Genomic DNA, 25,861 nt, shown 5'->3' on the forward strand with positions numbered 1-25,861 from the left:
AAACCTCCGGCGGTTAATCCGTGGCGCTTCTCGTAAACCATTGCAAAGAGCGCGGGCGCGGGGTACTGATCGCCTTTGAGCAGTACCCGGCGGCAGGTGGGGATGTTAACCCGAATCGCGCGGACTTTCAAAGCGTTCCCCGCGGCCACGGAATGTGAAAGTGAACGTTATGGCGCTCGACTCGCTCAGGCGGCGTGAAAGGGTGCTCGAGGTTGCACGAAGGAGAAACACCATGGTCAAGCTCTTACGGCACATCAAACTCGAGGTCGGCGCGTTGCCTATTTATGGGCGCTCGAAGAACTCGGGCTGACCTATGAACACGTGCCGATTAAAGTCGCGGACGCAAAAAGTCCGGACCACCTGAAACGCAACCCCAACGGACATATTCCCGCGATGGAAGATGACGGCGCCGTCTTGTCCATCGCGGGGCGAAGGTTCTGAATGGCGGCATCCGCAAATGGAGGCCGAGGGTCGTTCGCTCACGCGCGAGGCGCCGTCGCCACCGCCCGCCAAGTTCAAACCGCAAATTTCGGGCTGCCGGAACCCTTAGCGCGGTTTATTTTCGGTTTTGCGCGGCGGCGGGAAAAGCATCCTGGCGATGTTGGCGAGCACGGTGTCGTTAGTGATTCCCATCACCACTCCAGCCCGTGCGTCGCGGAGGAAGCGGTCGAAGGTCAGTCCGCGGCGCGCGAACGCGGTACCTCCCCCCATTCCCATAATCTCGGACGTGACGTGAACGCCCGTCTCCGAGCAAGCGAATTTGGCTTGTGAACAGGCCAGCGTGCTGGTGGGCTGATCATGATCGAATGCGGAGGCGGCGGAATACAGCAACGCCCGCGACCGCTCGATCTCGACGCTAAGCTCCGCCATGCGATGGCGGGTCACGGCATTATCGATCCGAGGCTTGGTCTCGTCATCGGAATATTCGAGAAACCGCTTGGCCTCCTCGAACGCACCGGCGGCGACGCCAAGATAGACCGCCGCGTAGGTGGCAGTCACCACCGGTAGAAACATGCGCCCCTGATCCCTCATCACGGTGTGCTCCGACCCCATCAGATTCCCCTTGGGCACGACTCCATTGAAGATCACGGGACAACTGTTATTCCCGCGCATCCCAAGTCCGTTCCACGGCTCGTCGATCTTCCAATCGATCTTGTCGCGCTCGACAATCAGCACGCTGACTTGATCGGGGGTGGTCTCCTTGCCGACCCTGCACAGGAAGAAATGATGGGTGGCAATACCGGCCGAGGTGACATAGCTCTTGCGAATATTATCGAGGTGGTAGCCGTCGGCAGTCGGGGTCACCGCGGACATGGCATTATTCTGGGCGAACGCGCCACCCCGGCCGGCAGCCTCGGAGCCTGCCACCGTGTAGAGAGCGTCGCCGGAAACGATCGGCCGCACCAGACGTTCCACTTGATCAGGGGTGGCGATACGGGCGACTAGCTCGGACGCCTCAAGGTGCATCTTGTAGCACAGCGACGTCGACGCGCATCGTTTCGCCAGCGCCTCGGTGACGAGGACCGTCGTCAAGAGGTCCTGTTCCAGTCCCCCGTGCTCGCGGGAAACGCGGAGTTTCCAAAACCCCTCGCGCTTGAGAGCTGCCAAACCCTCGGCAGGGAAAGTCCCGGTCCGATCCGTCTCCACCGCACGTGGCGCGAGCTCGCGTTGCGCGATGTCCGCCGCGCGCGCGGCCCACTCTTGTTGTGCGCTCGTCAGAGGGAAAAACCCGTCCGCCATCTGTCTCTCCTCGCGCTTCCCCTCACCGGGGTGCTGGTTGTAGTTCTCGGACAAACTAGTATTTTATCAGGACTGTGCCCCAGCCATGAGCTCGCGGGCATAGTTCGTGATGAGCTTGATGTCGTATGGATGTTCTTCGAAGGTGAACGGGTTCCATACGCTGCGGTTCGAGAAATTCAATAGGTCACCACCGTAAATATGGATTGCGCAGGATGGGCGGTCGAGCGGATTTGCGATCGCGTGAATCGCGTCTTCGCCGAGAACTACAACATCGCCGGTTTTCAGATCTTTGCCGCCCGCCTTTTCCAAACCCCTCTCGCCGCGCCGGTAAAAGGTATTGTCTTCCTGCCCGTCATAGGTGCCGATCACTGCCCACATATTGTGATTATGCGGGGGCGTTTTGAACTTTGGCGGTGTGGCCGCCTTAAGCACCGTAAGCGTCGGTGAGCGAAAAAAGATCAAATCGGCGATACCTGCCTTCGAAAGGTCCCGACCCGCGAATTCGGCGTCGATCGCGGCGCTAACGGCGGCCGGATCGCGCAGTGCCCCCTGGATCAAATCTTTGACCGCCGATGCCGGTTTGCCCTTGCAGTTCTCAATAAATTGTTTGAGGTCAAACATCACTATTTCTCCCGCTTGCTCCTGTTAAAATTGGGACTCCCGTAAATGTGCCGAGTGTCATGGAGGCGCAATTCTCTGACAAAAAGGCCTCTGCTCGACGCCGCAGCCATTCTCTTCGGCGCTGCTTGCGTTCCGGTTCCTCATGCGTACCGCTGTTGAGATACTCGCTCATGGCCGGAAAAAAGAAAAGACCGATGATCCGCCTCCGGTTCGATTTCGTGCGGCCGCCATACTCAGCACCGGATCGAGACTCAACAGCGCGTTGTACGCTTCGCCATCCTCGGCGCAATAGGCTTCCGTGTGCAGACTGACGACCGCGAAAAAGCCGCCGAGGTCGCGCTCCAGGATGCGTCCTTCATCCCGGCCGGATGAACCAGCGTCGCCTTGCTGTCGATACCATTCCAGTAGTTCTCATCGCTGTAACGGCATCCTCGCGCAATGAATGACGCCGCATGCTGCGTATCCTCGTATGCTTGCTTGAGGATGCACGCCCGCCATGCGCCCGGCGATGGTGCTCAATGCAGGCATGCGGCAATCGCGCAAAGACGCGACGCCATTATCTGCGCCGCAAAGCCGGATGATCCCGATCGCCTCGGCACACTTCACTCAGACTGGGACGGAGTAGTGCAGCGCCACCGCGGCCGGCGATGAGCCCCATTGAAACGCGTCGTTGATCGGAAGATCCCGAAACCGGTTCAGCGGCGCAGGAGGAAGATCTGATGGATCGGATTCTTCACCGGCAATCTCTCGAACCGCGAGAAGCCGGCTTCTCCGGCCATCGCGCGCGCCTTGGCTTCGCCGATTACCGAACCCAAGGCCTCACCGCCCTGCGCCAGCGACACCGTCATGCAATGCATCGTGCTGGAGGCATACATCGTACGCCCTTGCGGATTGAGGTTTTGCTCGAGCCGGTCCCCGGCTTGCGCCTCCGACCACAAGGCGGCGCCATCGGGCTTGACGATTCGGTGAAGCGCGGCCAAAACCTGGCGCGGGCGCGCCATGTCATGGATACAGTTGAAGGCCATCACCAGGTCGAAGCGGTCCGCGAACGGCAGTTCCTCCGCCGCGATTCGCTCGAAAGCGACGCGCCCGGCAACTCCGGCCTGGGCGGCTTTACGACGGGCCCGCTCGATCGATGTTTGGTCCACGTCGTAGCCGAAAAAGCGGCTGTTGGGATAGGCCGTCGCAACCGGAATGAGACATTGCCCGGCGCCGCATCCCACTTCCGCCGCTTCACCTCCGGCTATCAGCCGTTGATGAATATCCGGCACCGCCGGAATCCATTGCTGAGCGACCCAGGTCTCGTATCCGGTGTGGAAAAGCCGCTCGATAGCTTCGACGATATCGCTGCCGAAGTCGGTGAAGGGAACGCCGCCGCCATGCTCGAACGACTCCATCAACTTCGGAAGCTGGCGGTAACACGCCACCGCATACTGAAAAGCTCCGCCCATGAAGTAGGTGTTGTCGTCGCTCGCCAACACCGTCGCCTGCTCGGGGTTTAATCGAAAGGTTGCATCGGCCGGGTTGTAGTCGAGGTATCCGGACGCCGCCATGGTAGCGGCCCATTCGCGGATATAGCGCTCGCTGAGCCGGGTACGTTCGGCCAGCTGCGGCGAGGTCATCGGCGTACCTCCAGCCAATGCCTTGAAAATTCCGAGGCGGTCACCGATGTAGGCGAGGGCAACCGTCATTGCTGCGCCGAAATCCACGCCCACCTGACGCGTCAGGGCGGCGGCTTTTTTTCGATCCGCTGTAATTTCATCCATAGCGTCGTCAAATCTAGCATCTGGGCGGTTCGCCCTCAAAACTAACCTGACGATGCACGCGGCGCTTGCGTAACTTGACCTTTGCCGGGCTGCTGTGGTACTGCGGCTGATGGGCTGGTACCGTTGGAAAAGCGAATCGACGAGTCCGACGTTTCGCGTTACCACCTTCCATACAAATTGGAGGACACAATGAGCCGTTTCCCGTTCGAGTATGCGAAGGACTGGCACGTGGTTTCGTATTCAGACGAGCTGGCCCGCTCGGAGGTCAAGGCGATCCGCTACTTTGGGCGCGATCTCGTGATCTTTCGCACCGAGGGCGGACAAGCGTCGGTGCTTGACGCGTACTGCCCGCATCTCGGGGCGCATCTTGGTATTGGAGGCACGGTCGCAGGCGAGTCGATCCAGTGTCCTTTCCACCACTGGCAGTACGGAACGGACGGCAGGTGCGTGCACGTGCCACGCGCCCACAAGATTCCCGCCAAGGCGGTGGTTCCAGCTTGGCCGGTTATCGAGCGCAACGGCTGGATAGCAGTCTGGTACCATCCTGACCGCAAGGATCCGGAATTCGATCTGCCCGCGATCAAAGAGTGGGGCAATCCGGCGTGGAGCGAGCGCTATACCAAGTTTCGCTGGGAGATCCGAACTCATCCCCAGGATATCATGGAAAACACCGCCGACTTCGAGCACTTCATGGAACTGCACGGCGCTCCGCAGCTCGAAGAACGCATCCAGAAAATCGACGGGACCACCCTCCACTGGGGTCTAACCTATCGGCTTACGGACGGACCGGCCGCCAACGGCAGGTTCCTTATTGAGGGAGACTCTTGGGGGCTGGGGTGCGGACCCAACTACATCGATACCGGTACGTTCAAGGTGGTGGCGATGGCGGGTGCGACGCCAATCGACGAGGAGCGCACGGAGCTGCGGCTCGGCTTTCTTATTCCGCGCGAGGTCAAAGCCGACGCCAACCTGTCAGCCGCCGCGGAGGCTTACATGCAGGGTCATACCGGCGCGATCGATCAGGACGTGCCGATTTGGGAAAACAAGCTGTATCGGCCTAAGCCGGTACTATCAGACGTGGACGGGCCTATCGGTGCATACCGCAAGTGGGCCCGCCAATTTTATGCGGAGGTACGACAATGAGCCAAGCAACTGTGCTGGCGCGGTCACCGCGGCGACTCATGAGCGGCATAACGATTGAAGATCTCGCGCTGCCGCGAGAGATGCGGGTCGAACCAAGTGGCGGATCCTGCGGTGCGATAGTGCATGGAATCGATCTGGCCGACGATCTTCCAGGCGACGTAATTGCGGGGCTGCTGGCATTGGTGTGTCACTCAGGCGTGATGATCCTGCGCGGACAATCGCGGCTCACTCCCGAGCGTCAAAGCGTCGTCACGGAGTGGCTCGGTAAGCCCTTCTTTCGAGATAGCGGCGTTGACAATATGGCGATGGTCGGCCGAACCCCGGTGCAGATCCTGGGCTCACAGGCGAAGGATCCGGGCGGCAAGGTAGCAGCAGCCGACGTCGACAACGGCTTGAAACTCGGGCCTCACAGCGATGTTCAGGACTATCAGGTCACCCCGGATTTTACCATTCTCCACGCCGTCGAGGTGGTGCCAAGCTCTCAAGGTGGAAACACGTATTGGGCAAATCTCTACCGGGCGTACGACGAACTTGATCAGGATACGAAGCGGCTGGTCAGCGGCTTGCAATGGATGCCGGCCAGCACCCAAGCCACGGCATATGGCGTCGGGATGCAGAGGGCCAAGGCCGAAGTGGAAAAGAGCGGCCTCAAACTCGACTCCGACGTTCGACATCCCGTGGTCCGCACGCATCCGGTAACCCGGCGCAAGGCGCTGTGGGTGTCGAGCTTCACGATTCGGGTGACTGGACTCGGCGATCAAGAGCGGGAGCAAGAGCTCACTGACCGGCTCAAGAAACACGTGAACCAGGACCATCTCTGGTACAAGCACGAGTGGAGCAAGGATGACGTTGTAGTGTGGGATAATCGGAGCGTCAATCATTGGCGGGAGGCATGGAACCCGGACTTGAGGCGCACCATGCATCGAAGTCAGGCGGGATCCGCCCGACCCTTCTAGCTCAGTGCAGGCGGTTCATGATTTGAGGGGAGGACCGGTGAGGCCGGTTTCCCCCTTTTTCCTTAGGCGCTGATATTCGGGGAAAAAATGAGATGGGCGCGCGCTCGGCGGCGCCCGTTTCGCGTACGCTTATAACTGCGGACCCGCCGCTAGCATGACCAGCGACAATTTAGATTGCGCAGGGACGGCGGCGATGATTTTACGCGCCATCGGAGCAGCGCGATCCAGTCTGGTGGCGGCGCTGCAAAGAAAGACCAACCGTGCAGGCGAGACATGCCCAAAGATGACATAAGATATCACGATCCCGATGCGCTGGTGCAAACTGACTGGCTTGAGGCCCATCTGGGCGATGCCAATCTGCGCATTTTCGATTGCACGACGCACCTGATGCCCGCGGACGCCAACACCGATGCCCCCTACCGCATCGTCAGCGGTAAGGCGGAATATGACGCCGCGCATATTCCGGGCGCGGGGTTTCTCGATCTCCAAGGGGAACTGTCGGACAATACGACGAAGCTGCGGTTCATGCTGCCGTCGGCCGGCCAGTTCGCCGCAGTAATGTCTCGTTGCGGAGTTGGAGAAGGCAGCCGCGTCGTCCTATACAGTGCCGACGGTATCATGTGGGCGACTCGAGTCTGGTGGATGCTGCGGGCGTTTGGCTTTGACCACGCTGCGGTATTGGATGGAGGCTGGGAGAAATGGCAGACCGAAGGCCGCCCGGTTTCTGCCAAGCCCTGCGCGTATCCTCCTACTACCTTCATTGCGCGACCACGCCCCGAGCTATTCGTGGGCAAGGACCAGGTGCGGGCCGCGCTGGCGGATAGCAACACCGTCATCGTTAACGCCTTACCCTCTGAGCTTCATCGCGGGACCAGCCCCAGCCGCTATGGTCGCCCTGGGCGAGTTCCCGGCAGTGTCAATGTGCCGGCGGCGAGGTTACTCGATCGCAACACCAAGACCTTCGTGCCGTTGGCGGACGCCAGCACAAAGTTCGGTGCGGCCGGCGTTGAACCATCCAAGAATGTCATCTGTTATTGCGGCGGCGGGATATCAGCCACCGTCGATTTGTTTCTGTTGTATCAGCTCGGATATGGACAACTTACCTTGTATGATGGTTCCATGGGCGAATGGGCTAGAGACCCCTCGCTACCGATCGAAACAGATTGAGGCCGTGACAGCGCGAGGTTCCAATGGCTAGCATTGCGCCGATCGATAAGGTCGAGATTCACGTCCTGGTCGATAATGCGACCGACAGCCTTTCGAGCACTCCCGCTCACGCGGAATCCGAGTTCGCCTTTCTGGAACGGCACGGTATGCGGGAGCTGTCCGGTGACTGTCTTTGCTGCGCATGCCACGGCCTCTCCCTCCTGATCACGGCCACTCGCGGCGCACATCGGCACACTGTCCTTTTCGACACCGGACCTGAAGAATATGCGTTCGAGCGCAACTCGATGCGCCTTGGCGTTGATTTGGGAACGGTCGAAAGCATCGTGCTGTCCCATGGGCACTGGGATCATGCTGGAGGGATGCTGAAAGCGCTCGATCTCATCCGCAACCGTAACGGCGGCCGGGCCATTCCGTATTATGCTCATCCCGGGATGTTCCGATCGCGAGCCCGGCGACTGCCCAACGGCACTATGTTCCCGATGAAGGACGTTCCAGCTATCGAAGCTCTGACCGCGCATGGCGCACAGGTTAACTGCACGCGAGAGCCGCAGGTCTTTGTTGATAGTATGTTTTACCTGAGCGGTGAAATCCCGCGAGTGACGCCGTTCGAGCGCGGACTGCCCGCGCACTATCAAAAGACCGAAGAAGGGCAGTGGATGCCCGACCCGATGTTGATCGACGAGCGATTTTTGATGGTAAACGTCGCCGGAAAAGGGCTGGTGGTGTTCACCGCGTGTTCTCATGCCGGGTTGGTAAACGTCTTGAAGCATGCCCGCGACTGCGCGCCGGGCGTTCCGCTCTACGCTGTGCTTGGCGGGTTCCATCTCTCCGGCCCAAATGAAAAAATCATTGCGGAGACCGTTCAAGCCGTCAGCGAATTCAGCTTGCGCACAATCGCCGCCGGGCATTGCACCGGATGGCGAGCGGTCAGAGCATTTGCCAACGCCGTCGGCGAGACGGTGGTGGACCCTTCGGTAGTCGGTAAGCGCTACACGTTCTGATCCACGGGGCCAGCAGTCGAGACCCTGGCACCCGGTCGTGCTTGCGTGCCGAATACCCGCTTGTGATCGTCCCGGCTCAGCGGTCGCGATAATGGCCGGGACGCTTCTCCTTGAACACGGCCATCGCCTCCGCCATGTCGTCGCTGGCGATGCAGGAAAGTCCCATGTATCCGTCGGCAAAAGTGATGTCGCCGAGGCGGCCGTTGCCCAGCGCCTTGAAAAAATCCTTGGTGCGCCTAAGCGCCATTGGGGGCTTGCCGGCAAGTTTCGCGGCGAACTCCAGCGCCGCCGTACTGAGCCGCTCTGCCGGTACCACCTGGTTGACCAACCCAATCTTCAACGCCTCCTCCGCGCTCACCTCGTCGCAGGTCATGATCATTTCCTTGGCTTTGCTCATCCCCACCAGGTTGATGAGCCGAGCGACCGAGCCCCACATATACGGTACTCCGAGGCCGACCTCCGGTATCCAGATGCGCGCAGCGGCGGACGCGATGCGAAAGTCACACGCCATCGCAAGCGACAATCCGCCGCCGATCGCAAAGCCGTTGACCGCCGCGATGGTTATCTGGTCCAGCCGCTCCCACTCCTCCATCAGGCGCCATCCTGTGCGCGCCGCGCGCATCCGGGCCGCATCGCTCTGAGCGCGCTGCGCTTGCGCGCCCGCACCGGCGGTAAGCCCGCCAATATCGGCGCCGACACAGAACGAGCGTCCTTTGCCGGTCAGGATCACGACGCGCGAGGCCTCATCCTCCTGCAGCTCATGGGCGATGGCGAGCATCTCGCTCATCAGCTTTCCGCCTATCGGATTGAGCTTCTCGGGCCGGTTGAAATACACGGTCGCGATCGCGCCGGCGCGCTCGACGATGAAATTCTCGTATGCCATCTCTGTCCCCCGGGTGGTTCTTCAGCAGCCGAAGCCCACAACTCTTTTAAGATATTACTCCAGCGCCGTCCACGGTCCACTATTCCGCAGCTACCGCCGCCGACTTATCCAATGCGACCAAAAGTCAAAAGCTGGATGCGCAGACGTTCGAGTTGTGGGGTGCTCATCGCGCGTCACCTCCTTCGCTCTGGCTGACCGCGTCCACGGCCGCGGTCCCAGTCCAATCACGAGCTGGCATGCCGCAGGAGAGCCAAAGAGACTGTTCTCGGGGACTCGTATTTGAGCGGCGAGCACGGCGTCTCCGCTAGCTTGACCGCCAGAGTCACCAAATCGATTGACGGATTGTCCTCAATTTCAAAGCGAGCGAGCAAAGCCAGGTCGTTGAGCGAGCCCAGCACGCGGCGGTTCGCGGTCACGCCGATCGCAAACGACCCCATCTCTCGCACTTCCCGACCCACGATAGCCCCTGCTCCGATGCCTTGCAGCACCGACCGAGCGGCATCGTGAAAACGCGGACTGAAGGAAGACGCGCCTCTGGCTTCAACGATCACCGGGAGCAGCGACCGTTCGCTAATGCAAATGATAAGCGGCACATGCCTGACGAAAACCAGATTGGCATACCAGTTGCCGAGGCGATTGGTCGGTGAAAGCGGATCGACGATCGCTTCTGCGCCCAAACGTTTCAGGAGTTTGCGAGTACAGCGGATAGTCAGCACATTCCCGACGGTTTGCATTCAAGGGTGTGTCGGTTGAGTCGCCGACCCGCCGGCCGACCAACTGACAAAGCCCTCAGGAGTTTTCCAAGGCTCGACTATCGCACGCATTTGGAGTTTTGAGTAGACACATGTCGATGCCTACCGAGCACGCGTCGATTACGCGCAATCTCATGGACTCTGCGGCAAGGATGTCGACTACCACAGAGAATTCGGCGAGCAAGGTAGACACCCTCTTCCAAAGTGATCGCGTTGCCCCCTCCCTCGCGATCGCGTCGACAGTCGCCCTTGGGCCAACTAGTTCGACGACATCGCCCAGTTGCGGGCGTCCTCTCCCGGCGAGTAGCCGATGATGCTTTGAGAAGGATTGCGATTGACTAGCCGCCGCAAATATAGCGGATGCTTCATGCTGCGAACTTCGTGCTCGACGGCAAACAACACTTTGCCGTTGTCAGGGTCGACAATATCCTGGAATCGATACTGATGCTGATCGCTCTCCTGACTGATCAGTCCCTTCGCAACCAGACGGCGATGGGGACCTGAGAAATCGTTAATGTAGATTTGAATATGATGTTGATCGTAGGGCTGACTTAGCCGGTTAGTTTCCCGGAAAAAAAGATTTTGCCCAGTCCCGGCGGTGACGCAGGCAAAGCGGCCCTGCGCGTCCTCCAGCGGTGCTGCTTGCGCGCCTAGAATCTGCGAGTAAAAACGCGCGATCCCGTCAGCTGTTCCAACCGGCACGTCAAACTCGACGTAGGGGATACCAACCGCCATGGGGCCGAAGCGCTGATTCGGAGCAAAGCAACGAATCCGATTGCCCCACGGACAAAGCGCCTCGATGAATCCGTCACGCTCATGACATTCAAACCGCGTGTCGGCGAGCGACTCACGTACGCGGCTCAGGCGCTGCGGCAGGGCGTCATAGTCCGAGACAACCACCCCGATATGACCGCGCAACACCTGGGGCTTGCTGGTGGGTAAATGGAATTGCTGACGGCCCGCATTAACCCACATATTGGCCGGACCGGTCATCATGTAGGGTCACGCGTCAAACCCAGTCCGTTGATATAAAACAACGCCGCCTTCTCTTGATCGGGAACAGTTACGTTAACATGCTCGAGGGCAACGATATTGCCGAGGTCTTCAGCTGCGCGATCATAGGGTTTACCGGCTTCCATCATTTCTGGCCATGGCGCCTGGAGCGTCAAGGCCGGCGTCCCCTAACAGCTTGCGAACTCGGGCGGGTCGCGGTGATGACGCAGCCTGTGAGCCGTCGCCAGTCCGTTGCGATAGGCCTTGCTGTGTAAGCGTCTCCTGCGATGAGTCAAAAAGGATATTCCGGTTTAGAAGCAAGGGAGCAACCTATGGCATCGCAGACTCAGCGGACCAGTATTACCGAATTGAGCGGCCCTGCACCGATGCCGCTGCAAGCTTACGACCTCGCTAATCTAGGCTATGTGGAGGAGGAGTTTCTCCTTCAAGGCACAGCTACATGCTTCAAGTTCATCGGCGAACGCACCGCCGAGGGAAAATGGCTCGTAGAACCTGATCGGCGGGCACCGTTCGTCACGCGTCTACTCGTTCGACGTCCCGCGAACTCCGCGCGATTCAGCGGAACCGTCATCGTCGAATGGAACAACGTAAGCGGTGGCATCGACGCATCGCCCGATTGGACCCTGCTTCATCGCCATATCGTTCGGCGTGGCCACGCGTGGGTAGGAGTGACGGCACAGAAGGTCGGCGTTGACGGGGGGAGGATTGGTCGACGGGCTCCATCTGAAGAAGATCTCGCCCGAGCGCTACGGAGCACTCGTCCACCCTGGCGATGCCTGGTCTTTTGACATCTTCAGTCAGGCCGGGGCTGCGCTGCGAACTCCTGGTTCATCACCGCTTGGTAAGTTCCAGCCGGCCAGACTAGTCGCGATCGGCGAGTCGCAATCGGCGATGTACCTGATCACCTACATAAACGCGATCGACTCGATCGCGCGAGTTTACGATGGCTTCTTCGTTCACGGACGCGGCATCTCCGGCGCGCCGCTCGACGGCTCATCGCTTATTCGAGGTGGTGGTAATATTGCAGACCGATTGCGCAACTCACCCGCTGAGCGTATCCGCGATGACGCCCGCGTCCCGGTGCTGGTGCTTCAGAGCGAAACCGAGGTCCTTTCTCTGGGAGGCGGGCGCCCTAAGCAACCCGACTCCGAGCGCTTGCGTCTATGGGAAATAGCCGACACAGCGCACGCTGACACTTACCTTATTATCGCAGGTCCACAAGACGATGGTCGGCTGACGCTCGAGCGTTTCGCCGAACTTCTCAAGCCTACAAATCACCTGGTAATCGGCGACACCGAGAGTCAAATCAATTCCGGGCCGCAGCAACACTACGTCGGCCACGCAGCAATCGAAGCCCTCGACCGATGGATGCGCGGCGGCGCTGCTCCATCATCTGCTCTACGACTGGAGATCGACGGGAGCGCCACCGGGTTCTTGCTCGACGAAAATGGGAATGCTGCAGGCGGAATCCGCACCCCGTGGGTCGACGTTCCGACGGGAATCCTCTCCGGGCTCGGTCAGAGCGGAGGCGTATTCGGATTTCTGTTCGGCACAACCAAACTGTTCGAGGCCGCTAGCCTCGCCGGACTCTATCCGGGCGGAAAGCAAGAGTACGTGGCGCGGTTCGTGCGGTCGCTCGACGAGGCGATCTCAAAAGGCTTCCTGGTTGCCGACGATCGCGAAGAAATCGCTTCATTAGCAGCCGCTTCCTTCAACGCCTGAGCGTTCAGCTATGCCCGTCTTTTGCGAACTGGTCGCGAGACGTTCATTTCCGTCGAGCCGCTGCTGCACTCCCGCCCAAACCTCGCGTGGCAAAGTCGCTTCGTGCTGCCCGGGACGGCGCTCCTTGTCGCTTCTCAAAACTTGGTCTGGTCCGGACTCCAGCGCCAGTTGACTCGGGCAGTTCCGCAGGCCCAATCTCTCAATTCCATATTCGCTCGGAATGGGCCTAACTCCGGTCGCCCGGCTTCGCTCGAAGGGGATAGAGATGACAGGAAAGAGGCGCTATTGGGGACTGCTGTTTCCGTCCGACGCGGCAACCATGTCTCAGGTTGCACAAGGGTGCGAAGCCGCCGGCTTGGAAGGGATCTGGGCCGTACAACTCTACGGACCGCCGTTTTTGTCGCTCGCTGCGGCTGCGATGGTCACCAAGCGCCTCAAACTCGGGAGCGGTGTCGCGCTCGCGTTTACCAGAAGCCCGCTCGAAACCGCGCTCAGTGCAATCGATGTCGACACGATGAGTGGCGGGCGGATGGTGCTCGGGCTTGGAACGAGTATTCGATGGTGGAACGAGAGCTGGCATGGCGTCGCCTATGGTAAACCCATCGCCCATCTGCGTGAGGTGGTCCGCATGGTACGCGAGATCATTGCGGGTGCGCACGGCGGCAAACTCGGCAAGATCGCCGGTGAATATCACCAGCTCGATCTGAGGGGCTTCAGCACAATGGCGCCGCCGGTACGAAATCGGATTCCGATCTACCTGCCCGCGGTCTTCGAAAGCGCCGTACGCCTAGCTGGTGAAATCGCCGATGGTCTCCCGGGTCATCCAATATGGTCGGCTCGATGGATCGAGAACGAGGTTCAGGAGAATCTCGAAGCTTCGCTCAAGCAAGCGGGGCGCCAGCGTTCGGAGTTTGATCTCAACGTGTGGGCGTTCGTAACGATCGACGAGGATCGCAAGCCGGGCGATCAACGACGCGCGGGCGACGGTCGCATTCTATTCCTCGATGGCGCAATACGAGAAATACTTCGCGGCGCACGGCTTTGGCGCAGAGGCTCGAGCGGCATGCGCCGCCGCACAGGGCGGCGATCAGGCTGCGATGTTCGCCTCGATTCCCGACGAGATGGTCACGACGTTCGCGGTAGCCGGCACGCCGGACGAGGTTCGCGGGCGAGTCGAAAAGCTGTGGGAAAGCGCGAACTCGATGACGCTCGCGCCGCCAGCTGTCGGCCTCGACGGCGCGAGTATCGCGCGCCACCAGACCGCAATCGCGAAGATGTTCTATACCGTTTGACCTTGCGAAAATGTGTCCGCGCTCCGACATGCAATCCGTACGACGAGCGTGAATGAGATCAAGATCGTTGATCTGTCGAAGAACCTCGATGTCGGGGGTGGTGGCTTCTCAAAACTTAGTCCGCACGAATTCATTGGTGGTTTCGAACGCCTGGCGATAGCCTGCCCTCATGGCGATGCCGACAAGCGGAGCGGTCCCGGTCGCCCGAAGCGAACCCCGAACCCGCACCGCGTTGCTGTTGGAAGAGATCGCGCTGCGCCATCAAATCGCCGTGCTCGAGCGCAGCGGAACTAATCGCCCGTTGTGGCTTCTCAAAACTTGATCCGGGCGGATTCATTGGTGGTTTTGATCGCCTGCGGATAAGCCTTCGTTCAATGCGATGCCGGTAAGGGGAGCATTCCTGGTTGTCGCTACCGAAAACCCCGGATCTGAAGGTTGGGCGGCAGCGTACTGACGAGGCCGCATCCAACCCGTCGCTTCCTAAGTAATACCGCACGATGGATCGTCCTGTTTGGCCCGTTGAATGAACCTCAAAGCGGCTTCCCTGTTATTCGAAGAAAATTCCCTGTTCCTCTGAAATAATTCCCTGTTCCAGCAAAATAATTCCCTGTTCGGTTGAGTAGGGAATTCTCACAAAAACCCGAGAGAAGATAAGGCTTATTTGGCTCCAAGGCGGCCCTGGGAGGGCCGAAATCGCGATAATTCCCTGTATTTTCCCTGATGATCAGGGAATTCGATGCGGAGAGCAGTTCGCATCGGACTGCGTCATCCGCCAAGCAGTCCTCGATGTTCGGCATTCTCCGCCGAACCTTCTGAAATTCGCGCGTGTGAACGGCTTCACGGCGATCAAAGGGAACTGGAGAATCCCCGATTGCCGACATCGTGGCGTATCTCGCCGGGTTCCTCTCCGCCCGCCGTTCACCCGGTGCGCTCTCCGCTCAACGGCCGCTCCACCAAGCCCCCTATCTGGCGCGCGGACTGCAAAAGCCTCGAGACGATTTCGCGGTTGCTCAGGTTGTGATCGGCACTATCGGCCGCGACCAATCACTCGCTCTTAATCCAGATCGAGATACTCATTCAACAACCCGGCCCGATGCGTCGTACGCGAATATCCCGTTGACGAGGTGCGGCTTTTTTCCACGCGATGGGTGGCGCTCGGCCGGTTGGAGCGGGACCAATGATGGCTCCTCGCAAAGCGGAGGATAGCCACCGCGCGAACGTCCGAGCCGCAGTTTTGGGGCTGACGCAAGCGGGTCCGCGCGCGATAAGATGCGTGAACTTGATTTGCGCCGCATTGGGTGAATCGGGCACAATCTGTCGGATTCAGCGGCTTAGGCATACACGAGAGGAGGCAGCATGCGATCACCAATCCGACGCGCGAGGTTCTGGATTCTCGCACTAGTTCCGTTACTTGCCCCTTTGTACTCGTGCGCGGGAGCCGGTGGCGGTCGGGCGGTCAATTGCGACATCGTCCGGCTGCAGCGGGATGAGGGCCTCCCTCCGTCGCAGATCGCGGCAAGCTTCCAGGTCAGCGAGGCTGATATCGCCAAATGCGCCAACGCGAGCCCCGCGGCCAAAGCGGCTCCTCCGCCGGTCGAATCGGGTGAATCGTCTCCGAGCGGCTCGCAAGGCAAGTCATTACCTTAATCGCTCAGAGCGTCCTGGCTTGGAGCGCCGGCCACAGGTGATTCCTGCTCGATTCTCTCCGTCGAGAACCGAGCCGGTGCTATTCGGCTGCCGAGCTGCTCGTTTGGACGCTAACCGGAATGCGGCGCTCGACACGTAATTGATCGATCCGTGAAGCATCTCAGTTCAGAGCTGGGCAACCACCTTGATCTCAACCAGCGCGCCCGGGATGGCGAGTGCCCTTGTTCTCTTCGTGCCCTTTACTAACAGGCCGAAGACCGCATCCTTACCCGATGCGATTCGGCCCTCCGGCCCGAAGTCGGCTTCGCATCGCCACGGGAAGCCCCCTTCGACCGAACCTCAGGGTAAACTCCACCTGCGTTAGGTTTCGGTTTTTTTATTCTTCAGTTTCCTTTTCTTCATGTTCGCGTCGCCGAGGTGATATAAAGTTCGGATGCGCGCCGCGATTTCGAAATTCCATCCCGCGGTTCGCGGCTGGTTCGAGCGCCGCTTCGGCGCGCCGTCGCGCGCGCAGGAAGCAGGATGGCCCGTTATCGGCGCCGCGAATCAATCGCCCGGCTACGACGTGCTCCTCTGCGCGCCCACTGGCAGCGGCAAAACGCTCGCCGCATTTCTGTGGGCGATCAATGGTCTCGTGCTCGACGCCGAGCGCGGCGACCTGCGCGACGAAGTCTCGGTGCTGTACGTTTCGCCGCTGAAGGCGCTCGCCAACGACATCAGACTGAATCTCGAGGAGCCGCTGCAAGGCGTGCGCGAAGTTGCCGCCGAGTCCGGTCTCGATTGCTCGAAGATTCGCGCCGGGCTCCGCACCGGCGATACTTCCGCGAGCGAACGCACCCAGATGCTCCGCCGTCCGCCGCACATTCTCGTCACCACGCCGGAATCGCTCTTCATCCTGCTGACCTCGCCGAAATTCCGCGAGAAGCTGTCCGCGGTTCGCCACGTGATCGTCGATGAATTGCACGCACTCGCCGGCAACAAGCGCGGCGCGCATCTGGCGCTGACGCTCGAACGCCTCGAGCGCTACGTCATGCAGAGCGGTGGTCGGCGGCCCAATCGAATCGGGCTGTCCGCGACGCTCAATCCGATCGAGCAGCTTGCCGAATTTCTGGCCGGCTTCGACGTTGCCGATGACACCACGCGCACGCCGCGCCCGGTGCGGATCGTTCGTACCGACGATCGCGCGCGCCAGATGGACCTCGAGGTGGTCGCCGCCGGTCCCGACCTCGGCCCGCTCGCGACGCATCCGCATTGGGACGCGATGTACGACGAAGTTGCGCGCCTCATCGGCGAGCATCGCACCACGCTGGTCTTCACGCTGAGCCGTCGAACCGCCGAGCGCGTCGCAGTGAATCTGCAAAAACGCCTCGGCGCCGACGCCGTGATGGCGCATCACGGCAGCCTCGCGCGCGCCGAGCGTCTCGACGCCGAACAAAAACTCAAGCGCGGCGAGTTGAAGGCGATCGTCGCAACCGCGTCGCTCGAACTCGGTATCGACGTGGGCGCGGTCGAACTCGTTTGCCAGCTCGATTCCCCGCGCTCGATTTCCGCCGCCATCCAGCGCGTCGGCCGCTCCGGCCACAGTCTCGATGCGACGCCCAAGGGCCGGTTCTTTGCGATGACGCTCGACGATTTGCTCGAATGCGGCGCGGCAATTCGCGCGATTCGCGGCGGACAACTCGACCAGGTCGAAATTCCGCTCGGATGCCTCGATGTCGCGGCCCAGCAAATCGTCGCGATCGCTGCCGAAGACGAGGAAATTTCCGAGATCGATCTCCTGTGCATTCTCCGCAGCGCGTACAATTTCGGTGGCCTCGATTCGGCCGGGCTGACGCACCTGCTCGAACAACTCGCCGCCGAACTCCCCGAACGAATCCAGGGCGCCGCGCCGAAAATTTTCTACGATCGCATCAATCGCCGCTTGCGACCGCGCCGCTCCGCGCGCCTTGCCGCGATCACCTCGGGCGGCACGATCCCCGAAGCCGGCAACTACGACGTCGTGATCGAATCGGAGGGCCGCAAAATCGGCGACGTCGAAGAGGACTTCGCGCAGGAATCGGTGCGCGGCGCGGTGTTTTCGCTCGGCTCGATGCCGTGGCAAATCCAGCGCATCTCGCGCGGACGCCTGATGGTCGAACCGGCGCCCGGCATGGCGCCGACGATGCCCTGGTGGCAGACCGAAGCCGGCGGCCGCTCGCAGGCACTGTCGTCCAGCATCAGCGATCTGCGCCACGAGATCGCCGATCGTCTCGAGCGCAACGAGTCGCCGCTCGAATGGCTGATGACCGAATGCGCGATGACCGAACGCGCCGCGATGCAGGCAATCGATTATGTTCGCCGCGGCGTCGCTGCGCTCGGCGCGATCCCCGACGACAAGACCGTCGTCGTCGAGCGCTTCTTCGACGGTATCGGCGGCACTCAGATCGTCATCCACTCGCCGTTCGGAATCAGGCTGAATCGCGGACTCGGCCTCGCGCTGCGAAAACGCCTTTGCCAGTCGTTCGATTTCGAAATCCAGGCGTCCGCGATCGACGACGGCATCCTGCTCGCACTGAATTCGCGCCACAGCTTCCCGCTCGACACGCTGTTCTCGATGCTCAAATCGCGCAACGCGCGCGACGTGATGGTGCAGGCATTGCTCGCCGCCCCGATGTTCGAAGTGCGCTTCCGCCACGTCGCGACGCGCGCGCTCTCCGTGATGCGCTCCTCGCGCGGGCGCAAAGTCCCGGCCTGGATTCAGCGGCTGCGCTCGCAGGAATTGCTCTCGTCGATTTTTCCCGGCCAGCAGGCGTGCTTCGAAAATCGTCCGCCCGAAATAAAACTCCCCGATCATTTTGTGATCGACGAAACGATTCGAGAATGCCTCGAGGAATCAACCGATCTGCCCCGCACCGTGCAGATGCTCGACGGAATCGAGCGCGGCAGCATCCGCGTCGTCAGCGTCGATTCGATTGCCCCGTCGGTGTTTGCGCATCGATTGCTGCTCGCGTGGGACTACTCCTTCCTCGACGACGGCGAGCGCGCCAACCGCCGCTCGCGCACCGTCACGATGAATCGCGGCATGGCCGAAGATGTGTTCCGCAAGGAAGATTTGTCCGAGATGCTCGCGAGCGACGCGGTCGATACCGTTGTCGCCGAAGTGAGCGGACGCGCGCCCGGGCGCAGACCGCGCTCTCGCGACGAGTTGTGCGAACTGATTCGCGCGCACGGCTCGCTTACTCAATTCGAAATTGAAGAACGCCTCGACGACAACTGGCGTGCGATGATTTCCGAACTCGACGCCGAGCATCGAATCGCGCGCATTAATTTCGGTATCGATTCCGGCGCCGCCGAACGAATCATCGCGGCCGACGACGCCACATTGTTTGCCGCCGCGTATCCCGACGCGAGGATCGAAGGAGCGATCGTTCCGCCCGATTCCGCTATCACGGATGACGACGCTCGCGAGGAAATTCTTCGCCGCGCGCTCAAAACCTCGGGACCTACGACCGCGATCGAGCTTGCGTCACGCGTGCGACTCCCCGAACGTGCCGTCGAACATCTTCTTGCCGCGATCGAATCCAAAGGCGCGATCTTTCGCGGCCACTTCACTCGCGCCGACGTCATTCAATGGTGCGATCGCTACAACCTCGAACGAATCCATCGCATGACGCTGGCGCGCGTCCGTGCCGAAATCGAGCCATGCGCCGATTATGAATACGCGGCGTTCCGCCTCAAATGGATGCACGTCGGCGGTTCCGAAATCACCGCCGATCAGACGGGCGTCGCCGCGGTTCTCGAACAGTTGTCAGGCGTCGCGTTTGCTCCGGAAATCTGGGAGCGCTCGATTCTGCCCGCGCGCATCCCCGGCTATCGACCCGAGATGCTCGACCTCGTATGCATGAGCGGCCAGATGATGTGGCTCGCGATGCCCGAAGATGCGCGCGCCGCCGCGACCCCCTCGCGCATCACGTTCATTCCGCGCAAAAGCAATCTGTTCGTGCCGCGCCTCGACATCGACGAATCGCAATCAACGGCGCCGCCGGATCCGAAGGACGCCGCGATCATCGAGGCGCTCGCAACTGCCGGCGCGCAGTATCTCGACGAACTCAGCGAGCGCGCCAATCTCTCGGAACGCGATTCGCTCGCGGCGCTGTGGCGCCTTGCGGCGTCGGGCCGCGTCACCAACGACAATTTCGCGCCGCTCAGGATGTTCGCCAGCGATCGCGGTGCCGAACGCGCGCTCGCCGCAGTCTCCGATCGCACGCATACTCGCCGCGACGCCGCGGTGCGCGCCCGCCTCAAATCGAGTCTCGCCGGCCGCTGGTCGTTGACTCGTGCGATCGAGAAACAAACCCCGGAAAAACGTCCGCAGTCTTCCGGCAAGGCGCAGCCGTCGTCCGATGCCGCGCGCGATCTCGCGCTCGCTTTGCTCGAGCGGCACGGAATTCTCGCGCGGGAAATGTTGAACGCCGAAACTGCCTCGATCTCGTGGAACGAAATGGTCTTCGCGCTCCGCCGTCTCGAATACTCAGGCTCGATTCGCCGCGGATGGTTCGTGCGCTCGCTGTCGGGCGAGCAGTATGCGCTCCCCGAAGCGGTCGAGATGCTGCACGCATCGCGCAACCTGAACCTCGCGGGCGAGCGTCCTTACGCCTTGTGCGCAATCGACCCCGCCAACCCGTATGGCGCGATGCTCCCCGGATGCGGCGTCGCGCGCGAGCCGTCGAACATCGTCGTGATCCGCGCCGGCCGCGTGATCGCTGGCCTGCAGGGTCGCGCGTTGATTACCGGTGGCGACGTCGATGACGAAGCCTTCAGCGCCGCGATTGCCGCGATCCTCGCGATGCGCCCGCGCGTCGTGCTCGATTCGATCGACGACGTCGCGGCGCTCGAATCGCCGCGCGTCGGCATCCTCGCTGCGATGCGTTTTCATTCCGATGGCCGCGCGTTGCTGTTCGACGGCTTGCACGGTCCGGCGCCGTCGCGCGCCCCCCCCGCACCTCGGTTCGTCAGCGCTGAGCGTGCATTCGCGTTTTCAGGATGCGGTTCGCGATTTCAGAAAATAGATCGGTCGCGACGATCACGATGCGCGCAGGCGCACCCGCCGGTTCCCGAAACTGGCCACCACCTCGAGCTCTCCGCCCAGGGCGATCACGTATTTTCTGAGCGTCGAGATGCGAAAATCATCGCGGCGTTCCAGGTTTGAGATCTCTGGCTGTGCCGTCTGCAGCAGTTTCGCGACTTCTTCCTGCGTCTTGCCGGCCGCCTCGCGCAGTTCGCGAAGATCCATCTCGTGCAGTTCCTCGGCAACTTCGCGCTCAATTTTTGCGATTCGCTCAGGCGTCATCTTGCGGAGTTTGAGATCACGCCACTTGGAAGTCATCTTAAATTCTCCTTTCGTGTTACTTCAGCCCTAAATGCCGTTTGTATATCTGCTCAGCAATCGGGACATACTTTTCGTAGAATCGATCGTCTCCACTCTTATCTCCACCGAGCAACAAAACAGCGGCGCGTTTTGGATCGAACGCATAGAGGACGCGCAATGGTCGCCCGCCGGATTGGACTCGCAGTTCGCGCATCGCGATCGCTGAGCCTTTAATTTGGCTGCTGTAAGGATAGCCAAGCGCTACCCCCTTTGCTCCAACGAATCGACCGCACGCACCACGGCCTCGGTATCCTGATCCTCCAACTCCATGAACCAAGCTTCAAACTCCGAGCTGAAGTCGATCTCCGTCACGCAGAAATTATATGATGAAGCATATATATCGTCAAGCCTATGATTCGACTCGTGCCGTTCCAAAAGCTCGCGCGGGATTTTGCCCGGATGCAATCAGCTTGAGATTTCGAGTAAATTTACGGCGACACTCTTAAAGACTGGAAATTATAAATCTAAAGTGACACTTGAAAAAAATCCGCCCGACCTTGCCGCCCTGCAATCCATCATCAACCGCAGCATTCGCACCGCGACGCCGTCGGTCGCCGACTCGCTTGCATTTCCCGCGCGCCAGATGACCGCGCCGCAGTTCGTCGAGTTCTGGACCAGTGTCCGGCTCGTTGCGATGGCCACCGTCGGTGACCACGGCCAGCCTCATATCGCGCCCGTCCACGCGCGGATCGAAGGCGCGACGCTTCGCCTCGTCATCTACGACAATACCGTCCGCCGAGTCGATCTGTCCCGCAATCCACGCGTCGCGTTCACCACCTGGGATGCCGACGGCGCCGCCGCGATCGTCTATGGACGCGCCCGCGAAATCGACGGCTCGATCCGCGACGCGCGCCCCGGCCAGAGCGGCAAGCCACGCTCCGTCGTCGAGATCGAAGTGACGCTCACTCGAATCTACGCGATGCGCGCGCCGTCACGCTCCTCAATTTCTTGAGCGCGGTTGATTGCGCCCCGCTGCGCGCTATTCTGAACATCGGATTCGTCGTTCACAAAAATTCGAAGTGGCAGGTTTGATTGGATTCGCCCGCCGCCGAAGGCGCGGACATACCAGGCACTCGCCCAAATGGAGACTTGAGGCATCAAGATGGCAAGCAACAGTTACGGAGCGCGCGCGACGCTCACGGTCGATGGCACCGACTACGCGATCTTCAAGCTCGAGGCGCTCGAGCGGCGCGGTTTCTCGCTCGCGAAGATGCCTTACTCGATCAAAGTGATGATCGAGAACGTGCTGCGCCGCGAGGACGGACTGGTCGTGACGCCGGGACAGATCGAGGCGCTCGCGCGATGGGCCGGGAAGGGCGGCGAACGCGAAGTATCGTTCATGCCCGCCCGCGTCCTGTTGCAGGATTTCACCGGCGTGCCCGTCGTCGCCGATCTCGCCGTGATGCGCGATGCGATCAAACGCCTCGGCGGCGATGCCGCGAAGATCAGTCCGCTGCAGCCCGTCGATCTCGTGATCGATCATTCGGTGCAGGTCGATTCTTTCGGCAGCGCGACTTCGTTCGCCATCAACGCGCAGCTCGAATTCGAGCGCAACCAGGAACGCTACCTGTTCCTCCGCTGGGGCCAGCGCGCGTTCGACAATTTCCGCGTCGTGCCGCCCGACACCGGAATCGTGCATCAGGTGAATCTCGAGTACCTCGCGCCCGTCGTCTTCGCGTCGAAAAACGGCGAGGCCTACCCCGACACCGTGCTCGGCACCGACTCGCACACCACCATGATCAACGGTCTCGGCGTGGTCGGATGGGGCGTCGGCGGGATCGAGGCCGAAGCTGCGATGCTCGGGCGCTCGATGCCGATGCTGATACCCGACGTCATTGGCTTTCGCTTAAGCGGCTCTCTCAAGCCCGGCGCGACCGCCACCGACCTCGTGCTCACCGTCACGCAGATGCTGCGTAAGAAGGGCGTCGTCGGCAAATTCGTCGAGTACTTCGGTCCGGGCTTGTCGTCGCTGCCGGTCGCCGATCGCGCGACGCTCGGCAACATGTCGCCGGAGTACGGCGCCACCATCGGCTTTTTTCCGGTGGATGATCAGACTCTCACTTATCTCCGCCTGACCGGGCGCGCCGAATCGCAGATCAAACTGATCGAGGCCTACTGCAAGATGCAGGGGCTGTTCCGCACCGACGCTTCGCCGGAACCAACTTTTTCCGACACGCTCGAACTTGATCTCTCGACAGTCGTGCCGAGCCTTGCCGGTCCGCGCCGTCCGCAAGATCGCGTGCCGCTGATCGGCGCCAAGGCCGAGTTTCGCCGCGAGCTGGTCAAGGAATTTGAAAAAGAACACAAGGTCGATCGCGACGCACTCGCCGAATGGGTCGAGGAGGGCGGCACGCCGGCGCAGCCAATCGAGCACGCGCCGCTCGAGACTCGCCTCGGCCACTACGCGCGCAAAATCGAAGTGCACGACAACGGCGGACGGTTCGCGCTGACGCACGGCTCGCTCGTGATCGCCGCGATCACCAGTTGCACCAACACCTCGAATCCTTCCGTGATGCTCGCCGCAGGATTGCTCGCGCAGAAAGCCGTCGCGCGCGGTCTCACCGTCAAGCCGTGGGTCAAAACCAGCCTCGCGCCGGGCTCGAAGGTGGTCACGCAGTACCTGAAGCACGCGGGCCTGATTGAGCCGCTCGAAAAACTGCACTTCAACCTGGTCGGCTATGGATGCACCACCTGTATCGGCAATAGCGGACCGGTCGCCGAAAATATTGCGGGCGCGGTCAAGGAGGCGAATCTCGTCGCGTGCTCGATCCTGAGCGGCAATCGCAACTTCGAAGGCCGCATCAATCCGGTGGTGCGCTTCAATTACCTCGCGTCGCCGCCGCTGGTCGTCGCCTACGCGATCGCCGGTACGATCGATATCGATATGGAGCGCCAGCCGCTCGGCGCTGGTTCCGACGGCGCGCCGGTTTACCTGCGCGATATCTGGCCCACGCCGGCTGAAGTTGCGAGCGTTGTCGCGCGCTCTGTCAACGCCGCGATGTTCAAGAGCGAGTATGGCCATGTCTTCGACGGCGACGATCGATGGCAAAGCCTCGCCGTGCCCGAAGGCAATCTCTTCAAGTGGGAAGAAGATTCGCTCTACGTTAAGGCGCCGCCGTTTTTCGACGGCGTTACCGCGGCGGTCGGCGAACTGGCCGATATCACCGGCGCGCGCGCGCTGGCCGTGCTCGGCGACAGCGTGACCACCGATCACATTTCACCCGCCGGTTCGATCGGCGTGGATACTCCCGCGGGCAAATACCTGATCGCGCACGGCGTGAAGCCCGCGGATTTCAATTCCTACGGCGCGCGCCGCGGCAATCACGAAGTGATGATGCGCGGTACGTTCGCCAATATCCGGCTCCGCAACCTGATGGTCCCCGGCGTCGAGGGCGGCTTTACAATGTATCTGCCCGACGGTGAGCGGATGACGATTTTCGAAGCGTCGGAGCGCTACCAAAAAGCCAGCGTGCCGCTGGTCGTGATCGCGGGCAAGGAATATGGCACCGGTTCGTCGCGCGATTGGGCGGCGAAAGGCACGCTGCTGCTCGGCGTGAAAGCCGTTATCGGCGAAAACTTCGAGCGCATCCATCGCAGCAACCTGGTCGGGATGGGCGTCCTGCCGCTCGAGTTCAAGCCCGGCCAAAACCGCGTGTCGCTCGGACTCACCGGAATGGAAACCTATTCGATCACTGGCCTCAAGACCGGCCTGAAGCCGCGGCAGGTGGTCAAAGTGCGCGCCGAAGCGCCGGGCAAGACGATCGAGTTCGACGCGATTGCCCGCGTCGATACGCCCGAGGAGGTCGAGTATATCCGCCACGGCGGTATCCTGCCGTTCGTGCTGCGCGATCTGCTGCACGCATAGACTGAGCGCCGCACCATGCATCCGGCTCGCAGCTTTCATCCGGCCGGGGCCTTAGCCCTTAAGCCGGCCTTATGGTAATCTGGCGGCGTTCGGGGCGAACCCAATAGCCCTCAAAAGGTTGTGTCATGTCGGGTCATTCCAAGTGGAGTTCGATCAAGCATAAGAAGGCCCTTACCGACTCGAAGCGCGGCAAGGTCTTTACCAAGCTGATCAAGGAAATAACGATTGCGGCGCGGCTCGGCGGCAGCGATATCAACGCGAATCCGCGACTTCGCACCGCGGTTACGATCGCCAAGAAGCAATCGATGCCCAACGACAACATCGATCGCGCGATCAAGAAGGGCACCGGGGCGACCGGCGCCGACGCGCTCGAGGAAATCACCTACGAAGGTTATGGGCCCGGCGGCGTCGCAATCATGGTCGAAGTGTTGTCGGACAATCGCAATCGAACCGTCGCGGAGATCCGGTTTATCTTCTCACGACGCGGCGGGAACATCGGTGAGACCGGATGCGTCGGCTGGATGTTCAAAAAGCGCGGCGTAATCGGGATCGAGAAATCGGCAATCGACGAGGATAAGCTGCTCGAGATCGCGCTGGACGCCGGCGCGGACGACGTCACCTCGGACGACGACACGTTCCAGGTGCTTACTGCGCCGGAGCATTTTGCGACGGTGCGCGACGCGCTCGAAAAATCCGGGCTCGCGATCGCGCATTCGGAATTGACGCGGATCCCGGAGAATACGGTCGCGGTGTCGGGTCATGCAGCCGGGCAGGTGTTGAAGCTGATGGAAGAACTTGAGGACCACGACGACGTGCAGAATGTCGCGGCCAATTTCGACATCAGCGAGCAAGAGATGGCGCAATTCTCGGCGGCGTAGCGGCCGC

20 protein-coding genes and 3 pseudogenes are annotated in these 25,861 nt (G+C 61.0%); 14 read left to right on the plus strand and 9 right to left on the minus strand.

What is annotated here, in order from left to right:
- Positions 1–264 precede the first annotated feature (264 nt).
- A pseudogene (locus tag Q7S58_RS21960) lies at positions 265–441 on the plus strand (glutathione S-transferase N-terminal domain-containing protein); the annotation flags it as partial.
- A gap of 105 nt (positions 442–546) precedes the next feature.
- On the opposite strand, the gene Q7S58_RS02130 reads toward Q7S58_RS21960, so the two are convergent.
- Positions 547–1,740: an acyl-CoA dehydrogenase family protein gene (locus tag Q7S58_RS02130; RefSeq protein WP_304820318.1), complete on the minus strand. Its 1,194-nt coding sequence runs from the start codon at positions 1,738–1,740 to the stop codon at positions 547–549.
- Positions 1,741–1,806: 66 nt separating this feature from the next.
- The gene (locus Q7S58_RS02135; RefSeq protein WP_304820320.1) at positions 1,807–2,361 is read right to left on the minus strand and encodes a cysteine dioxygenase family protein; all 555 of its coding nucleotides are present in this window, start codon (positions 2,359–2,361) and stop codon (positions 1,807–1,809) included.
- A 452-nt stretch (positions 2,362–2,813) separates the two neighbouring features.
- Between Q7S58_RS02135 and Q7S58_RS21965 the strand changes: the two genes are divergently transcribed.
- The gene (locus Q7S58_RS21965; RefSeq protein WP_370655437.1) at positions 2,814–2,942 is read left to right on the plus strand and encodes a CGNR zinc finger domain-containing protein; all 129 of its coding nucleotides are present in this window, start codon (positions 2,814–2,816) and stop codon (positions 2,940–2,942) included.
- Positions 2,943–3,056: 114 nt separating this feature from the next.
- Here the strand turns inward: Q7S58_RS21965 and Q7S58_RS02140 are convergent, their stop codons facing one another.
- Positions 3,057–4,355, minus strand: a complete 1,299-nt coding sequence (locus Q7S58_RS02140; RefSeq protein WP_304820322.1) for a class I SAM-dependent methyltransferase — start codon at positions 4,353–4,355, stop codon at positions 3,057–3,059.
- Here Q7S58_RS02140 and Q7S58_RS02145 point away from each other — a divergent pair.
- The 4 genes from Q7S58_RS02145 to Q7S58_RS02160 all read left to right on the plus strand — a co-directional run bounded on the left by Q7S58_RS02145 (position 4,317) and on the right by Q7S58_RS02160 (position 8,394).
- Positions 4,317–5,270: a Rieske 2Fe-2S domain-containing protein gene (locus Q7S58_RS02145; protein WP_304820324.1), complete on the plus strand. Its 954-nt coding sequence runs from the start codon at positions 4,317–4,319 to the stop codon at positions 5,268–5,270. The two genes, Q7S58_RS02140 and Q7S58_RS02145, sit on opposite strands and share 39 nt — an antisense overlap.
- Positions 5,267–6,226: a TauD/TfdA family dioxygenase gene (locus tag Q7S58_RS02150; protein ID WP_304820326.1), complete on the plus strand. Its 960-nt coding sequence runs from the start codon at positions 5,267–5,269 to the stop codon at positions 6,224–6,226. Before Q7S58_RS02145 ends, Q7S58_RS02150 begins: the two co-directional genes overlap by 4 nt.
- Positions 6,227–6,499: 273 nt before the next feature.
- Positions 6,500–7,393 carry a sulfurtransferase gene (locus Q7S58_RS02155; protein WP_304820328.1) on the plus strand — a complete coding sequence of 298 codons (894 nt, stop codon included), beginning with the start codon at positions 6,500–6,502 and terminating at the stop codon, positions 7,391–7,393.
- A gap of 23 nt (positions 7,394–7,416) precedes the next feature.
- A complete protein-coding gene (locus Q7S58_RS02160; RefSeq protein WP_304820330.1) occupies positions 7,417–8,394 on the plus strand; it encodes an MBL fold metallo-hydrolase in 978 nt (325 codons plus the stop codon).
- 76 nt (positions 8,395–8,470) lie between these two features.
- Here the strand turns inward: Q7S58_RS02160 and Q7S58_RS02165 are convergent, their stop codons facing one another.
- The 4 genes from Q7S58_RS02165 to Q7S58_RS02180 form a co-directional block, all read right to left on the minus strand.
- Positions 8,471–9,277 carry an enoyl-CoA hydratase/isomerase family protein gene (locus Q7S58_RS02165; protein WP_304820332.1) on the minus strand — a complete coding sequence of 269 codons (807 nt, stop codon included), beginning with the start codon at positions 9,275–9,277 and terminating at the stop codon, positions 8,471–8,473.
- A 224-nt stretch (positions 9,278–9,501) separates the two neighbouring features.
- Positions 9,502–10,011 carry a hypothetical protein gene (locus Q7S58_RS02170; RefSeq protein WP_304820334.1) on the minus strand — a complete coding sequence of 170 codons (510 nt, stop codon included), beginning with the start codon at positions 10,009–10,011 and terminating at the stop codon, positions 9,502–9,504.
- A gap of 276 nt (positions 10,012–10,287) precedes the next feature.
- On the minus strand, positions 10,288–11,025 hold the full coding sequence (locus Q7S58_RS02175; RefSeq protein WP_304820336.1) for a VOC family protein: 738 nt from the start codon (positions 11,023–11,025) through the stop codon (positions 10,288–10,290).
- Positions 11,022–11,198, minus strand: coding sequence for a VOC family protein (locus tag Q7S58_RS02180; protein WP_304820338.1), 177 nt, complete (start codon positions 11,196–11,198; stop codon positions 11,022–11,024). Before Q7S58_RS02180 ends, Q7S58_RS02175 begins: the two co-directional genes overlap by 4 nt.
- A gap of 210 nt (positions 11,199–11,408) precedes the next feature.
- Here Q7S58_RS02180 and Q7S58_RS21970 point away from each other — a divergent pair, with 210 nt between their 5' ends.
- The 5 genes and pseudogenes from Q7S58_RS21970 to Q7S58_RS02195 all read left to right on the plus strand — a co-directional run bounded on the left by Q7S58_RS21970 (position 11,409) and on the right by Q7S58_RS02195 (position 20,892).
- Positions 11,409–11,831, plus strand: coding sequence for an alpha/beta hydrolase domain-containing protein (locus Q7S58_RS21970; RefSeq protein ID WP_370655442.1), 423 nt, complete (start codon positions 11,409–11,411; stop codon positions 11,829–11,831).
- Positions 11,749–12,765 carry an alpha/beta hydrolase domain-containing protein gene (locus tag Q7S58_RS02185; protein WP_304820340.1) on the plus strand — a complete coding sequence of 339 codons (1,017 nt, stop codon included), beginning with the start codon at positions 11,749–11,751 and terminating at the stop codon, positions 12,763–12,765. The genes Q7S58_RS21970 and Q7S58_RS02185 overlap by 83 nt, the downstream gene beginning before the upstream one ends.
- A gap of 319 nt (positions 12,766–13,084) precedes the next feature.
- A pseudogene (locus Q7S58_RS21975) lies at positions 13,085–13,663 on the plus strand (LLM class flavin-dependent oxidoreductase); the annotation flags it as partial.
- Positions 13,664–13,769: 106 nt separating this feature from the next.
- Positions 13,770–14,057 carry a hypothetical protein gene (locus Q7S58_RS21980; protein ID WP_370655443.1) on the plus strand — a complete coding sequence of 96 codons (288 nt, stop codon included), beginning with the start codon at positions 13,770–13,772 and terminating at the stop codon, positions 14,055–14,057.
- 2,080 nt (positions 14,058–16,137) lie between these two features.
- Entirely contained in the window at positions 16,138–20,892 is a 4,755-nt protein-coding gene (locus Q7S58_RS02195) for a DEAD/DEAH box helicase (RefSeq protein WP_304820344.1), read from the plus strand.
- Here the strand turns inward: Q7S58_RS02195 and Q7S58_RS21985 are convergent.
- A pseudogene (locus Q7S58_RS21985) lies at positions 20,866–21,069 on the minus strand (helix-turn-helix domain-containing protein); the annotation flags it as partial. The gene Q7S58_RS02195 and the pseudogene Q7S58_RS21985 sit on opposite strands and share 27 nt — an antisense overlap.
- 19 nt (positions 21,070–21,088) lie before the next feature.
- Complete coding sequence (locus Q7S58_RS21990) at positions 21,089–21,388, minus strand: type II toxin-antitoxin system RelE/ParE family toxin (RefSeq protein WP_370655438.1); 300 nt, start codon at positions 21,386–21,388, stop codon at positions 21,089–21,091.
- Positions 21,389–21,580: 192 nt separating this feature from the next.
- Here Q7S58_RS21990 and Q7S58_RS02200 point away from each other — a divergent pair, with 192 nt between their 5' ends.
- From Q7S58_RS02200 to Q7S58_RS02210, 3 genes are all read left to right on the plus strand, one after another.
- A complete protein-coding gene (locus Q7S58_RS02200) occupies positions 21,581–22,063 on the plus strand; it encodes a pyridoxamine 5'-phosphate oxidase family protein (RefSeq protein WP_304820346.1) in 483 nt (160 codons plus the stop codon).
- Between the two features lie 150 nt (positions 22,064–22,213).
- Positions 22,214–24,976 (plus strand): aconitate hydratase AcnA, encoded by a 2,763-nt coding sequence (acnA, locus tag Q7S58_RS02205; protein WP_304820348.1) that lies wholly within the window; start codon positions 22,214–22,216, stop codon positions 24,974–24,976.
- A 125-nt stretch (positions 24,977–25,101) separates the two neighbouring features.
- Positions 25,102–25,854 carry a YebC/PmpR family DNA-binding transcriptional regulator gene (locus Q7S58_RS02210; protein ID WP_304820351.1) on the plus strand — a complete coding sequence of 251 codons (753 nt, stop codon included), beginning with the start codon at positions 25,102–25,104 and terminating at the stop codon, positions 25,852–25,854.
- Positions 25,855–25,861: the final 7 nt, after the last annotated feature.

The sequence above is a fragment of the Candidatus Binatus sp. genome (assembly GCF_030646925.1).
In the GTDB taxonomy this organism is placed as follows: Bacteria; Desulfobacterota; Binatia; order Binatales; family Binataceae; genus Binatus.